Here is a 13,888-nt window from a genome sequence, read left to right on the forward strand (position 1 = left end):
GGGGACTGCACGATCTGCCGTCCTTGCCGTAGATCTGGTATCAGACTCCACCGTACCGAACGGGTGGAAAAACCGCTTCAATTTCCGGGAAGTTGCCGGAGTGGGAGACCATCCCTGAGCGATCGCGTCCGAGCACGAGCGCACATGCCCGCCTACGCGACGACGTTCCCCTGAGCCGCCCGGGCGCGGAGGAGTGACGAGGGCTGGAAGACCGGCGCGACGCAGGGGCCGGAACCTCGACCGGCTTGCCTGTTCTGGGATTGCGGGCAGTGCGGGCTCTACGGTGCCGCACCTTGAAGGTGCCGAAGTCCCGGATCTCAATGTGGTCGCCGCGCGCCAGCGTGTCCTTCGCGGCATCGAGGAAGGCGTGGACCACGAGCCCGCAATCCCTCTTGGTGACCTGTGTGCCGACCACATCGGCGACCGGCTCAACGAGATCAGCTTGGTCATGTCCTACTCGTCGTCCGGGAGTGTGGATGAGTCTTGCCCCTATGTAGCAACAACTTACAGGTGCGCTGGGTCGCCTCGTCAAGCCCGAGCCCGCCCCGTCCTCGCGGGGTTGTCGTCCGGCGGGCACCCGCCGTTGGATGATGGTATCCATCCGACCGCCGGGGGATGAAGGCAATATCCGAGAGGGCCGGACCGGAGGATCGTGAGGCTGCAGCAGATGGCGGTCTGCGAGTTGCGGCAAGTCCGCAGCCGTGTCGAGGAGATTGCAGTCGAGCCGGTTAGTGGACGGCTGGGCTGCCCAACGAACAGCATGATTCGGGGTGGCCGAGCAGTCGGCAGAGGGGAGCCCCATGAACACCTCGCAGCAACTGCCAATGAAGCCACCGGAGCTGTACGCTTCGGTGCGGGAACACTGCGCTTGGAGCTATGGGCGACTGGCGATGTCCCATGCGGCCGTCGATCAGGGCAAGACTCGCTATGAAGCGGTGCACTTCATGATCCGGGCACGCTTCCGCAACGGATACTTGGCTGGTGACGTGAAGATGCGGTCCCTGCTGTACGACGAGAAGACGAAGATCGTCCACGGCACGACATGCTGCTACTGCGGATGCGAAGGTAGGCTCTCCCTGGACCACATGATCCCTCGCCTGAAGGGTGGCCCGGACGCCGCCGACAACATTGTCTACGCTTGCCGCAGTTGTAACTCGTCCAAGGGATCGAAGGACATGGTCATGTGGCTCGCATCGAAGGGCGAGTTTCCGGCGCTGCTGGTGTTTCGCCGATATCTCAAGCTTGGTGCCCAATGGTGTGAGAAGGACGATCTGATGGATCCCGCATGGGCCAACCTTCCCGATGCCGCCATCCCGTTCGACAAGCGATCTCTCCGAGTTCGATGGCCGAGTTTGTCCGAGCTTCGCCTATGGCCCGACTCAGCCGCCAGAGGGGTTGGCCAGAAGCTTGGGTGAGCGACTCGTCCCACCGCCCCACCGTGCTGAGCGGCTTTGACCACGTGACCACGTGCTCGACTCGCATGGGATCAGCACCCAACGGCAGCTGTCCTCCGCGAGCTTGGAGGTGCTGTGGACGACACGAGCCGCGACAAGTTGCCTCGGGAATTGTCGGCCCGGTGGCGTTGCGCTTGGACCGACCGATGAGGCTACCCGGCGCGGAAAAGGTGATTGGGCGGGGTGCTCGACGATATCGACATTACGATGTAACCTCATGTACAACATATCCTTATGACCTAAGCGATGACCCCTGAGGAGTCATCCAATCTGCGGAGGACAGGTGGCTATCGAGCTTTGGAGCTGTCCCGCTTTCACGGACGGTTAGTTTCTGTGGTTGATCGTCTCGGGTTCTTCTCCTTTCGGCCTCTCTCAGGCGCTCGGGAGAGGACGTCCGTGCGCGCCGCCGGTGCGCCTCAGGCCGCATGGTTCCTCTCGTAGTCTGCCGGCGACTCGTAGCCGAGTGCGGAGTGCAGCCGCCGGGTGTTGTAGAAGCCCTCGATGAAGCCGAAGACCTCCCGTCGCGCCTCGTCCGCCGTGCGGAAGGAGCGCTTCCAGATCAGCTCGCACTCGAGCGTCGCGAAGAACGACTCGCACATGGCGTTGTCGTACGCATCGCCCGCCGAGCCCATGGACTGGGCGATGCCCGACTCGCGACAGCGCTCCCCGAAGGCGAGCGAGGTGTACTGCGAACCCCTGTCGGAGTGATGGACGATGCGCCCCCGGGGACGACGGCGCGCGAGGGCCATCGACAGCGCGGCCTCGACGAGTTCGGTCCGCATGTGCGTCGCCATGGCCCAGCCGACGACGCGACGGCTCCAGACGTCGAGCACAACGGCCAGGTACAGCCAGCCCGCCCAAGTGGGCACATACGTGATGTCGGCCACCCACAGCTCGTCGGGCCCGGAGGCCGAGAAGTCCCGCCTCACCAGGTCCGGCGCGGGCCGGGCCTCGGTGTCCCTCTTCGTCGTCGCCGTCTTGAAACGCCGCCTGGTCGCGCCCTCGATCCCCAAGCCCCTCATCAGCCGCCCCACGCGCTTCTGGCCCACCCGCTCGCCCTCGGCCCTGAGCGTCGCGTGGATCCGCGGACGGCCGTACGTCTCGCCGCTCCCGGTCCAGATCGCCCCGATCCGCGCCTCGAGTTGCGCGTCCCGCCGCGCGCGGTCCGAGGCAGGACGCTTGAGCCAGTCGTAGTAGCCGCTGGGGGAGAGACCCAGCACCCGGCACATGGCCCGAAGCGGAAACTCGGCCCGGTGCGCCTTCATGAACGCGTACCCCCGCCGGGGATCGATCCGCTCTCCTGCGCGGGGCACCGCCGCGCAGCGGTGGTCAGGCCGCGGCTTTTTTTAGGATGTCCCGCTCCATCCTGAGCCGCTTGTTCTCACGCTCCAGGCGCCGCAGTTCGTTGCGCGCCTCCGTCGTCAGCCCGTCGCTACGGAACCCCTCGTCCACGTCCGCCCGCCGGACCCAGTTCCGGATCGTCTGCTCCGACGGATCGAACTCCCGGGCGAGTGACGCGGCGCTACGCCCGCTCCTCGCCAGTTCCACCAGCCGCTCCCTGTACTCGGACGGATACCGCCCCTGCCGGCCCGCCATAGGACACCTCCTTGCTTGACCCCAATGGATAGGTGTCCGTCAAAGCGGGGCAACTCCACTTTGAGGTGCTTCGTAGCGTCTCAAGCTCAACAAAGGGACTAACGGTATTGCACGGTCCGTTGGCGAGAGGCCTGACTTGACCGGCAGAGGCCAAGGTAGCTATTGTGGCCACATGAGAGAAATAACTGCCAAAGAGGCCAAGAACCGGTTCGGCCAACTTCTTCGGTTCGCCCAGCAGGGACCTGTGCGTGTCACGCGGAACGGCACGCCGGTAGGCGTGATGCTGTCGGTGGAGCAGTTCAAGCGACTGCGCGGAACCGCTTGGGACCGGTTGGCGACCGCGATGGACGCCATGAGCAAGGAGGCAGCCGCCAACGGCCTTACGCCAGCGGCGTTGGAGTCCCTGCTCTCCGATGATAGCTGACAGGGTAGTACTCGACACCAATGTTCTGATCAGCGCCGTCCTCACCCAGACAGGGCCACCTCGCAGGGCGGTCGATCTGGTCAGAGCGGACAACGGGATCGTTCTCTTCAGCGACGAGACGTTCGCAGAGCTTCGCCATCGGATCCTCGGCTCGAAGTTCGACCCCTATGTAGGTAGGGATTCTCGAGCAGCTTTCGTCGCGCTGCTGGCCGCGGTTGCGGAATGGGTGCCGATCGCCGGTGCCAAGCTCGGCTGCCGAGACCCCTCCGACGACAAGATCCTGGAGACTGCCCTGATGGGGCGCGCCGACCATCTGGTGACGGGCGACGGCGACCTGCTCGCCATGTCTCCGTTCCATGGGATACTGATCATCACACCGGCCCGCTTTCTGGCGCACCATGGGCAAACCAGTGCGGCCGCACACGACCTTCACGAGCGTGACTCTGCCACCTGAGGCAGGACCGTACATTCCTCCATGGCTCGACAACCACACCCGGCAGATGGTCAACAAGGCGTGGAGCTTCGCGCACCTGTTAGCGCGACGACGGCCTCTCGTCCAGGGCCTAGACGGAAGCAGATCACCTTCCTGCTGCTCTTGAAGATGGCGCACCAAGCGGACGGGAGATAGCCAGAATCGGGGCAGGGAATCGTAAACTACATACAGATCTACACGGTCTCTCAGCCCGGCCGGATCTTTGAACTCGAGGGTTACGCGGAACCGGTCCCGCTGGACCTGGGGAACGACGCCTACCGCCGCCGGTTCGAACGGGAGGCGTCCGCGTTCGGCGCTTCGGCGGCCTTCGCGGCTCTCGGCGCCGACTGGGCCCTGTACGGCCTTCGCGAGAGCGCCTTCGAAGGCCAGTTCGTGAGATTCCTCGTGAGCGATCCTCCCAGCGACACATGGGACGCCGATGGCTGGACGTTCGGGATCGCCGGCCAGTGGGCGTTCCAGGGTCCCGGCAGCGGCGAATGGCTCGTGACCGCTGACGGCGAGTACCGCACGCTCGAAGGCGAAGCGTTTCAGGAGGCGATCGGGGGCGTGATCTTCACGGCCGACGAGAGTCAGATCGATCTCGGTCTGGACGCACGCGCCCGGTTCGTCGGCGGGTGGCTGCTGGGCGGCCGGGCGGAAATCAAGCGGAGCCGCCGGGACCGCCGCGACCTGTTCGCCGAAGCGACATCGGATATCCGGGGCATCGAAGGGGGCGGCGCCATCGAACTCGGCCGCGTCTTCGGTCAACGGTTCGGCGTCTCCGCGGGGCTGCAGGTCGCGAGCTACGGACCCTCCGGCACGATGCCCCACCCGGGCCGCCTGGGCCCCGAATACCGGCGCTTCGTGGGTCCCGCCCTCGCGCTCGGACTCAACCAGGCGCTCGTCACCGGCGGCGTGCTGACGCTGCGCTGGCAGACCGGACAGGCGACCGGCCTCTGGCTGCGCGGCGCGTTCAACTCACTTAGTCCGAGCGACGGTCGACTCCCGCTGACGCCGACGGGCCACCGGCGGGCCTGGGGTGTGACCGCCGGCGTCGTTCTCGGCGAAGACCTGCTGCCGTGATCGCCTCCTCGAGGGAACGGCGGCTCGCTCGCAGGGCGGCGGAGGGTGACCGCGACGCCCTGCAGGAACTGTACGAGGAGTACTCAGAGGATTTGTTCGCCGTCGCGTATCGCCTCACCGAGTCCTCGCCCTCTCTGCCAACCTCGGTGAGGCATTCGCTACCTTGGAGATTACTGAAGGAGGGCGAAGGGTGGAGAACGATGGACGGAGAGAGGAATGGGATGACATCGTCGAAGATGGAGGAGGTGACCCCGGGACGCGAGGAGCGTAGCGACGAGCGGCACGGGGTCACGGCCGCGGCCCGCCCGCCGGCGCCGGATCCGGAGTTGCGGCGAAGGCGACGAGGCGGCGCTTCACCGCGGCGTACAAGCTGTCGATCGTTGAGGAGGCGGACGCCTGCGAGACGCCGGGGGAGATTGGAGCGTTGCTGCGGCGCGAGGGACTGTACAGTTCGCACCTCTCGATGTGGAGGAAGGCGGCGCGGGAGGGGTCGCTGCGGGGGCTGGCGAAGAGACGCGGACCGAAGCCCTCGGGCGGGAAGCGGGAGGCGAGGAAGGTGCAGACGCTGGAGCGGGAGGTTGCGCGGTTGCGCGAGGAACTCCGCAAGGCGCGCATCATCATCGATGTCCAGGGAAAAGTTGCGGGGCTGCTGGGCGTGAGCCCCGGGGACGGGAAGCGCTCTTGAGCGCGGCCGGAGGCTTGGCCGGGCACGTGGGCGTACGCGCGGCGTGCGAGGCCCTCGGGGTCGCGCGCGCCACGTTCTACCGTCGCCGGAGGCCGAAGACCGGGCAGCGGCAGCCCCGGCCGGCTCCTGCCCGGGCCCTGGACGCGACGGAGCGGGCGGAGGTCTTCCGTGTGCTGTGCTCGCCGCGCTTCGCCGACCGCGCGCCGGCGGAAGTGTACGCGACGCTGCTGGACGAGGGCGTCTATCTGTGTTCGGAGCGGACGATGTACCGGATCCTGGCCGGGAAGGAGGCGGTTCGGGAGCGGCGGGCGCAGCGCAGCCATCCCAACCACCCGAAGCCCGAGGTGGTGGCCAGGGCACCCAACGAGGTGTGGTCCTGGGACATCACCCGGCTGCTGGGGCCGGAGAAGTGGCGGTACTTCCATCTGTACGTGATCCTGGACATCTACAGCCGCTACGCCACCGGATGGATGGTGGCGGAGCGGGAGACCGCGGGGCTGGCCGGACACTTGATCGGGGAGACGTGTCTCAAGCACGGTGTGCGGGGAGTGTGCTGATTTCTGTGTAAATGGCCATGGAGTAGACTCTGGAAGCGGGAGGAGACCATGGCGAGGAAGAAGGATGCGACGGAGCGGGAGGTAGACGAGCTTCTCGACAGCCTGCTGGAGGGCCGCAGCCCGGAAGAGATCATGGGCGGAGGCGGTCTTCTGGAGGCGCTGACGAAGCGGGTGGTGGAGCGGGCGCTGGAGGGAGAGCTCACCGACCACCTGGGCTACGAGAAGCACGCGAGAGAGGGCCGCAACGGCGGCAACTCGCGCAACGGCCGTACGCGGAAGCGAGTGAAGACGGACACGTCGGAGTTCGAGATCGAGGTGCCTCGGGACCGTGATTCGACGTTCGACCCGAAGTTCGTCAGGAAGGGCCAGCGTCGGCTGGGCGGGTTCGACGAGAAGGTGATCGCGCTGTACGCGCGGGGCATGACGACGCGGGAGATCCAGGGTCACCTGAAGGAGCTGTACAAGGTGGAGGTCTCACCGTCGCTGATCTCGGCGGTGACCGACGCGGTCCTGGAGGACGTGAAGGCGTGGCAGGGCCGGCCGTTGGATACGGTGTACCCGATCGTGTATCTGGACGCGATCCACGTGAAGGTGCGTTCCCGGGGCCACGTCCGGACGCACGCGGTCTACCTTGCCCTGGCCCTGACGCTCGAGGGCAACAAGGAGCTGTTGGGGCTGTGGGTGGGCGAAGCGGAGGGGGCGAAGTTCTGGCTCTCGGTCCTCACCGAACTCAAGAACCGGGGGGTCGAGGACATCCTGATCGCAGCGATCGACGGCCTCAAGGGCTTTCCCGAGGCGATCGAGTCGGTGTTCCCGAAGACGCAGGTCCAGCTCTGCATCGTGCATCTGGTGCGCGGCTCGCTCCGGTTCGTCGCCTGGAAGGAGCGCAAGGCGGTCGCCAGGGACTTGCGGGCCATCTACAGGGCTCCGAGCCTGGAGGCGGCCGAGACGGCGCTGGAGGCCTTTTCTCAGCGCTGGGACGAGCGCTTCCCCATGATCAGCCGGAAGTGGCGGGCGAACTGGGCGAACCTGACCCCGTTCTTCGATTATCCGCCCGAGATCCGCAAGGTCATGTACACGACGAACGCGATCGAGGCCCTGAACGCGCAGCTCACGAAGGTGACGAGGAAGCGCGGCGCGTTCCCAACCCCGGAGGCGGTCAGGAAAGTGCTGTACCTTGCGATCGAGAGGGCGTCACAGCGCTGGACCCGGCCCGTTCAGGACTGGACCGGCGCCCTGAACCACCTGTCGATCGTGTTCGAGGGCCGAGTGCCCGTATGAGTGCGAGGGCCATTTACACAGAAAATCTGACAGTCCCGTCGCTGAGTCGTCCCCGGGTCTCGAACGACAATCCCTACTCGGAAGCGCAGTTCAAGACCGTAAAGTACCACCCGGGCTTCCCGGGCCGGTTCGCCGACATCGAGGAGGCGAAGGACTTTTGCCGCACCTTCTTCCAATGGTACAACACCGAACACCGCCACGGCGGCATCGGCCTGCTCACGCCCCGGCAAGTCCACCTCGGCCGCGCCCCCGAGGTGATCGCGCACCGGCAGAACGTGCTGGCCGCGGCCTACGCCGCCCGCCCCGACCGCTTCGTGGGAGGCCCGCCGAGGGCCGCCGAACTCCCGGACGAAGTCTGGATCAACCGCGCACTCCCCATCACGTCGGCCAACGCCGCAGGACCGGCCGCCGGCGGGGAAATGGAGGGCTCACTAAACTGAATCGGCAAGTGTCTCACAATCGTTGGCAGGTTCCGTCGGCCGATGCCCGCGACGTGTTGCACGACGTTTTTCTTCGTCTTCCGACGGCTCTCAAGCGATTTAATCGCAGGCGCTCACTCGGGCCGTGGCTTCGCGCCGTTGCCACCCGGGCGGCCCTCATGCGACTCCGCTCACAACGGAGACGCCGCGAAGTGAGTGTCCGGGACGAGAGCGCATTCGGCGGCCGGCGAGCCCCCTCGATCATCGACTCCATCGCGTTCGAGCGTGCGCTGTCATCGCTCCCCGAAAGACTGCGAACCGTGATCGTTCTCAAGGAACTGCACGGTTATTCGCACAAGGAGATCGGTGATCTCCTCGGCATCCCGCCGTCCACATCGAGGAGCCGGTTGCACAGTGCACGCGCGGCGCTTCACGACGCGCTCCGCGAACGGTAGGGAACAGGAATGAAGTCAGGTAGCCACGATTCGCACATCGACTATGCTACGCTGAACGACTTCGCGGACGGCGATCTGGCCGGGCGTGCGTCCGAGACCGTTCGGGCACACCTTCGAGAATGTGCGGCCTGCCGGGAGGCGGTCCAGTTCATCCGTGCAGCCGGCGAGACGATCCGCACGCTTCCGGCTCCAAAGCCGCCCGACGCACTCCTCGCCGACCTGTTCCGCGAGGGCTCGCGCCATGCAACGGTTCTTCCGCTCGTCGGCGCACAGGCGAAACCGGCGCTTCCGTCGCGATCCTTGTGGCTCCCTTCGATCGGCGTGGGCGTCCTGGGGCTGATCGCGACCATCATCCTGCTGACCCTCGGCTCCGGGCAGGCCATGGCAGGTGCGAGCACACTCAGCTTCGAACCGACCCGTGACGGGACACTGGCCCTCCGCTACGAAACCGTCTCCGTACTGGCGGGGGAACCGAGCCTGCGCGCACGGATTCGATACTGGGTCCCGGACTCGCTTCGATATATGCAGACCACGCCGGGATTCAGTGCGATCGAACTGTCTCGCGAGAGGCTCGGGGAGTTCGAGGGCGTCGCCAGCCTTCCACCGGGCACTGCCTACGCCGTCGTCACGATCGAGGACCCCGGCGCAGACTACATCGACAACAGCCCGGATGGACCGTGGGAGTACTTTGAGACAGACGCACAGGGTCGCCCCACTCTGTGGGCCCGACGCTACCAGATGCTCGCAACTCTCAATTCCAACCCCACCGGGATCAGACCACTCGCCGCGCAGGCGGCCTCCGAATTCCCCGGCCAGCCGGAGTTCTGGGTATGGGGTTTCCTGTTCTCGGATGATCATTGGCCGGCATCGCCGCCGGACACGCTGCTGCTGCGTCACGCAGAGCGTCTCACTGCGCTCGACCGGGCCGCCCGGGCGGGCGATCCGGGACCCGTGGAGATGGATGCGCTCTGGCGGTACTCCCGATTCTTGGAACGCACGGACCTGGCCGACCATTGGGCGAACGAACTGGTCGCGCGCTACCCGCGACACGGCCTGTCTACGGTGGTCACTCTGCGGTCGATCATCACGTCCTCGGGCACGGATGAAGAGAAGCTGGCCGCCGTCGAGGAAACCTGGGCCCTCACCGAGGCTCCGGCTGCAGCCCAGGTGGGGTTGCAGATTTCCTACGCCTTCGCCGATCCCGACCTCACCGAGAAATGGCTCGTCCGGCAGGTCGCCGCTCCGATCCCCATGAGCCTGGACTATGACATCCGAGTGGCGGGAGCCGTGATGGAAATACCCGTCCTGTGGCCGGTGGCCGAACGTTGGATTCTCCGCCGCCTCGCGGACAGCCGGGACTGGGCGGGCCCCGCCCGGCGCCTTGGCCAGTCACGCCGCAGCTTCGAAGCGGAAGCCCGCCAGGGTCGCGCGCTTCTCTACCTCCACCTTTCCCGCATCCGCCTGGCTCGGAGCGACCCGTACGCTGCGACCGATGCGGTGGAACGGGCCGTGGCGGAGTCGTGGAACCCGGGGGTCTTCGTGCAGGCGGCCGATTTTCACCGCGCTGCGGGTTCGGAGGCGCGCGCCGCCGAGCTGATTGCGCTCGCACGGGTAGACCCCGTAACGCCGCTGGAGCCGTACCTCTCCGCCGCCGCCGACTCGGCCTGGCCCGAGTCGACCGAAACTCAACTGGCCGCGGCCCGGATCACTCTGCTCGAACGAATCGAAGTGGAGCTCCTGGACGAACACGTCGACCTGGACGCGCGCATCCGATCCGAAACCGGCGAAGAGGTGACGCTCCGGCGGGCGGCCGCTCCACAGGGCGTGACGGTGGTTCTCTACACCAGCGAGCCGGACCGGATACCCGTCGAGGCGTCGACGCTTCTCGACGTGAACGCCGGGCCCTTGAGGGGGGCCGGTGTGCGCACTGTGGTCGTCACACAACGACCGGGTCCGTTGCCGGAAGGACGTTCCGGACCATACGGCTCCTTCTATCAGGACTCGAAGCAGGAAGTCCGGGAGGTACTCCGCGCATCCGGGAATCCGGAATACTTCGTGCTTGATGGCACCGGAAGACTCCGCCATCGCGGGGAGAACCTGGAAACCGCCCTGCGCATCGCCCTTGTACTCTCCACTTGAAGATGTGAAGAGGTGTAGGGAGCAGCCGCTTCCGGACCTCCGCATCCACGACCAACTACACCTACGGTGCCGGGGCCTCCGAAAACGCGGGCCTGTCCCTCAACGATTTCGTCCTGCCCGGCGAGATCGCCGGCGTGGAGATCTACAGAGGTCTCGCGAGTCTCCCCGCCGAGTTCGGGGGATACACCAACCGCTGCGGCGTGGTCGCCGTCTGGACGAAGTAGCCCCTTCTCGTACTTATAATCGATTGCCTTGACACATGTTGCGCGCTAGGTACCAGCCGGCCCTCCGGCAACGGCGCGCCGGCTTGGCCGATCACTTCATGTAAGGTTTCGTCCCCTCTCGGCATCTAAGAGAAAAAGGTGTCTGTGCGGGCTGCGCCGAGGGTCCTGAGGGCACGGTCAGCTGCGAGCAAGATCGAGACGCAAATCGGGGTCGTTCGGGGTGGTGGGAATCGAGCCGCAAGTCCTGGGGGAAACTGGCGATGGTTGGTTTCGAGGTGGGTGAGGCTCGGCGTCGCGACCGGGCCGATCAGTGATCGAGGCGAATCAGGAGGGACGACTCGTCCGGCGGGCCGCCGATGGGGACCGCGAGGCTCTTCACGTCCTGTACGAGGAGCACTCGGACATGGTATACGCCGTGGCGTACCGTCTGACCGAGTCTTCGCCCGATGCACGCGACGTGATGCAGGATGTCTTCGTCCATCTCCCGGGCGCCCTCAAGACGTTCGATCAGAGGAGTTCGCTCGGAACCTGGCTGCGGGTCGTGGCCACGCGCAGGGCGCTGCAACTGGTCCGCAAGCGCCGCCGCCGCCGCGAGACGCCGATCGGCGATGACCTGCCGAGCCGTCCCCCTCGCGCGCTGGACACGATCGCACTCGAGCGCGCGCTGGCCACACTCCCGGACACCCTCAGGGCGGTGATCATTCTGAAGGAAATCGAAGGCTACTCCCACAACGAAATAGGCGAATTCCTCGAGATTACGCCCTCCGCGTCGATGGCCCGGCTCTCGCGAGCCCGGGCTTCGCTGAGAGCCTCTCTCGGAGAGAGATGGACATGCATATCGACTATCCGACGCTCAGCGCGTTCGCTGACGGGGACCTGACCCCCGAGTCCCGGACGGCGGTAAGCGCACACCTTCGCACGTGTGACAGGTGCCGCGGGGAGGTCCAGTTCATTCGGACGCTCGGTGATGGACTCCGTGCGCTGCCGACTCCATCGGCGCCCCGCAACCTGATCGGAGAGATCTGGCCCGTCGACCGGGAACCCACCCCGACCCCCGAGTTGCGAACCTCGGGGCGGGAGCCCGTGCAGCGAGGCTGGGTGCTCGCCCTGGCCGCGGGCTTAGTGGGGGTCGTGGCGGCCGCCATCGTCCTGACCTTCGGCGCCGAGCGGATGGCGGCGGGGGCCAGCACGCTCACGCTCGAGCGGGCCACCAGCGGAGCGATGAGGCTCTCCTATGAGACGATCTCTCCGCTTGCGGCGGAGACCCGCGTGCGCGCGCGCATCCGGTACTGGATCCCCGACTCGCTTCGCTTCGTGCAGAACGAGGGGGGCTTCCGCGACATCGAACTCTCGCGGGAAGCTCCCGGGATGTTCGAGGGCGTTGCGGACCTGCCGTCCGGCACGGTCTACGCGGCCGCCACCGTCGAAGACCTCGATGGGACCTATGTCGAGAGTGACTTCGGTCGGTTCTGGGAGTACCTCGAGACGGATGCCGAGGGCCGGCCGACGCTTGAAGCACGCCGCTACCAGATCCTGGCGGCCCTCGAGTTCAACGCCCCCAGAGCCGCCGAGTTGGCCGAACGGGCCACCTCGGAGTTCCCCGGGCAGCCCGAATTCTGGTTCTGGCGCCTTTCGTTCGAACTCACCGCCCTGCCGGAGGCGTCGATCGAGACGCTGCGATCGACCCACGCGGCGCAACTCGGCGAGCTCGATCGGGTGGCCCGGAACGGCAATCCGGGACCGGTGGAGATCGACGCGCTCAGCCGGTACGCCAGCCTGCTCGGACGCGGCGAGCTTGCGGACTATTGGCAGGGCGAACTCCGCACGCGCTATCCGCGCCACGGTGCGGCCGCCCTGGTCAACCTTCAGGAAACTCTGGTTTCCGCAGCTCCCGCCGAGGAGAAGCTGAACGCCCTGGAGGAGGACTGGGCGGATCTCGACGCTCCGGCCACGGCGCAGGTCGGGCTGAGGTATTCGTACGAGTTCGCCGACCCGATCCTCACGGAGAGGTGGCTCGACAGGTACGAGGCCAGTTTGGCAGGCCGGACGCTGAGCTCCGACACGGAAGTGGCGCGAAACCTGATGGCCGTGCCGGCCCTGTGGCCGCTGGCGGAAGGTTGGATCCTCGACCGCCTCTCCTACAGCGACGATTGGGTCGGCCGCGCCCGCCGGCTCGATCAGTCGCGCCGGAACTTCGAGGTGGAGACGCACCAGAATCGAGCGAACCTGTACCTGCATCTGGCCCGCATACGCTTGGGTCGAGGCGACTCGGCGGGAGGGATCGACGCACTCGAACGATCAGTCGACGAGATCTGGGATCCGCACGTTTTCTTGCGCGCCGCCGAGATCCATCGCGCGCTCGGTTCCGATGTTCGCGCCGCCGAGCTGATCTCGCTGGCGCAGGCGGATCCGGTAGTGCCCTTGGCGCCGTATCTCTCAGTCGAGGAAGATGTTGCGCGGCTATGGCCAATGGAGGCCCCACAGGGTGAGGCGCAGGCCGCCATGCGTGAACGAATTCTGGAAGGACTTCTGGACGAGTACGTCCGTCTCGACGTGTCTCTGCGCACCCAAGCCGGAGACCGGACGACGCTCGAACAGGCAGCTGGATCCCCGCGCGGCGTAACGCTGGTCGTCCACGCGATTCGCGCGGACCTCGTTCCTGATGAAGCAACCTCGCTCCTCAGGCTGAATGCCGAACGGCTGAATTCAGTGGGAGTGCGAACCGTCTGCGTACGCGAACAGCCGGACCCTTCGCCGGTCGAGTGCCCGGGCACGGATTCCAGCTTCCACCACGACCCCGACCACGAGGTGTGGATGGAGCTTCGGGCATGGCGCGAGTTGCAATACTTCGTCCTGGATCGGGGTGGCAGGCTTCGTCACCGCGGTGAGGATCTTGAAACCGCACTACGCATTTCAATCGCGCTCGCCATGTGACCTGTCACGCCTTCAAACCTCCTACGAGAACGGAAAGGAAACGAGAGATGATCCGAAGACGCTTGCTCTTGGCGACTATGACCGCGCTTGCCGTGTCGATCATGCCGGTCACACGCGATGCCGAGGCGCCCCTCGGTGTGGGACTGGCCACAGCGGCGTGTGCGG

The 13,888-nt window shown here is 66.3% G+C and carries 12 protein-coding genes and 2 pseudogenes; 12 read left to right on the forward strand and 2 right to left on the reverse strand.

Features of this window, described 5'->3' with window-relative positions; all coding sequences use genetic code 11:
* Positions 1 to 40: 40 nt before the first annotated feature.
* A complete protein-coding gene (locus tag ACOOGH_RS02610) occupies positions 41 to 802 on the reverse strand; it encodes an HU family DNA-binding protein (RefSeq protein WP_420450049.1) in 762 nt (253 codons plus the stop codon).
* Here ACOOGH_RS02610 and ACOOGH_RS02615 point away from each other — a divergent pair.
* Entirely contained in the window at positions 801 to 1,415 is a 615-nt protein-coding gene (locus ACOOGH_RS02615; RefSeq protein ID WP_420447434.1) for an HNH endonuclease, read from the forward strand. The genes ACOOGH_RS02610 and ACOOGH_RS02615 overlap by 2 nt on opposite strands.
* 455 nt (positions 1,416 to 1,870) lie before the next feature.
* On the opposite strand, the pseudogene ACOOGH_RS02620 reads toward ACOOGH_RS02615, so the two are convergent.
* Positions 1,871 to 3,050 (reverse strand): annotated as a pseudogene (locus tag ACOOGH_RS02620) (IS3 family transposase).
* Positions 3,051 to 3,222: 172 nt separating this feature from the next.
* Between ACOOGH_RS02620 and ACOOGH_RS02625 the strand changes: the two are divergent.
* The 11 genes and pseudogenes from ACOOGH_RS02625 to ACOOGH_RS02675 all read left to right on the forward strand — a co-directional run bounded on the left by ACOOGH_RS02625 (position 3,223) and on the right by ACOOGH_RS02675 (position 13,723).
* Complete coding sequence (locus ACOOGH_RS02625) at positions 3,223 to 3,474, forward strand: type II toxin-antitoxin system Phd/YefM family antitoxin (RefSeq protein WP_420450050.1); 252 nt, start codon at positions 3,223 to 3,225, stop codon at positions 3,472 to 3,474.
* On the forward strand, positions 3,464 to 3,928 hold the full coding sequence (locus ACOOGH_RS02630) for a putative toxin-antitoxin system toxin component, PIN family (protein WP_420447435.1): 465 nt from the start codon (positions 3,464 to 3,466) through the stop codon (positions 3,926 to 3,928). The genes ACOOGH_RS02625 and ACOOGH_RS02630 overlap by 11 nt, the downstream gene beginning before the upstream one ends.
* A 423-nt stretch (positions 3,929 to 4,351) precedes the next feature.
* Positions 4,352 to 5,029: a hypothetical protein gene (locus ACOOGH_RS02635; RefSeq protein ID WP_420447436.1), complete on the forward strand. Its 678-nt coding sequence runs from the start codon at positions 4,352 to 4,354 to the stop codon at positions 5,027 to 5,029.
* A gap of 349 nt (positions 5,030 to 5,378) precedes the next feature.
* Positions 5,379 to 5,714: pseudogene (locus ACOOGH_RS02640) on the forward strand (transposase); the annotation flags it as partial.
* Entirely contained in the window at positions 5,711 to 6,271 is a 561-nt protein-coding gene (locus ACOOGH_RS02645) for a DDE-type integrase/transposase/recombinase (RefSeq protein ID WP_420447246.1), read from the forward strand. The pseudogene ACOOGH_RS02640 and the gene ACOOGH_RS02645, both read left to right, overlap by 4 nt.
* A 48-nt stretch (positions 6,272 to 6,319) precedes the next feature.
* Positions 6,320 to 7,552 (forward strand): IS256 family transposase, encoded by a 1,233-nt coding sequence (locus ACOOGH_RS02650; RefSeq protein WP_420438216.1) that lies wholly within the window; start codon positions 6,320 to 6,322, stop codon positions 7,550 to 7,552.
* The gene (locus ACOOGH_RS02655; RefSeq protein WP_420447437.1) at positions 7,549 to 7,992 is read left to right on the forward strand and encodes an integrase core domain-containing protein; all 444 of its coding nucleotides are present in this window, start codon (positions 7,549 to 7,551) and stop codon (positions 7,990 to 7,992) included. The genes ACOOGH_RS02650 and ACOOGH_RS02655 overlap by 4 nt, the downstream gene beginning before the upstream one ends.
* An 8-nt stretch (positions 7,993 to 8,000) precedes the next feature.
* Positions 8,001 to 8,426, forward strand: coding sequence for an RNA polymerase sigma factor (locus ACOOGH_RS02660; protein WP_420447438.1), 426 nt, complete (start codon positions 8,001 to 8,003; stop codon positions 8,424 to 8,426).
* Positions 8,427 to 8,435: 9 nt separating this feature from the next.
* Complete coding sequence (locus ACOOGH_RS02665; RefSeq protein WP_420447439.1) at positions 8,436 to 10,565, forward strand: zf-HC2 domain-containing protein; 2,130 nt, start codon at positions 8,436 to 8,438, stop codon at positions 10,563 to 10,565.
* Positions 10,566 to 11,099: 534 nt separating this feature from the next.
* Positions 11,100 to 11,669: an RNA polymerase sigma factor gene (locus ACOOGH_RS02670; protein WP_420447440.1), complete on the forward strand. Its 570-nt coding sequence runs from the start codon at positions 11,100 to 11,102 to the stop codon at positions 11,667 to 11,669.
* Entirely contained in the window at positions 11,615 to 13,723 is a 2,109-nt protein-coding gene (locus ACOOGH_RS02675; RefSeq protein ID WP_420447441.1) for an anti-sigma factor family protein, read from the forward strand. Before ACOOGH_RS02670 ends, ACOOGH_RS02675 begins: the two co-directional genes overlap by 55 nt.
* Positions 13,724 to 13,888: the final 165 nt, after the last annotated feature.

The organism is Candidatus Palauibacter sp., assembly GCF_965213655.1.
In the GTDB taxonomy this organism is placed as follows: Bacteria; Gemmatimonadota; Gemmatimonadetes; order Palauibacterales; family Palauibacteraceae; genus Palauibacter.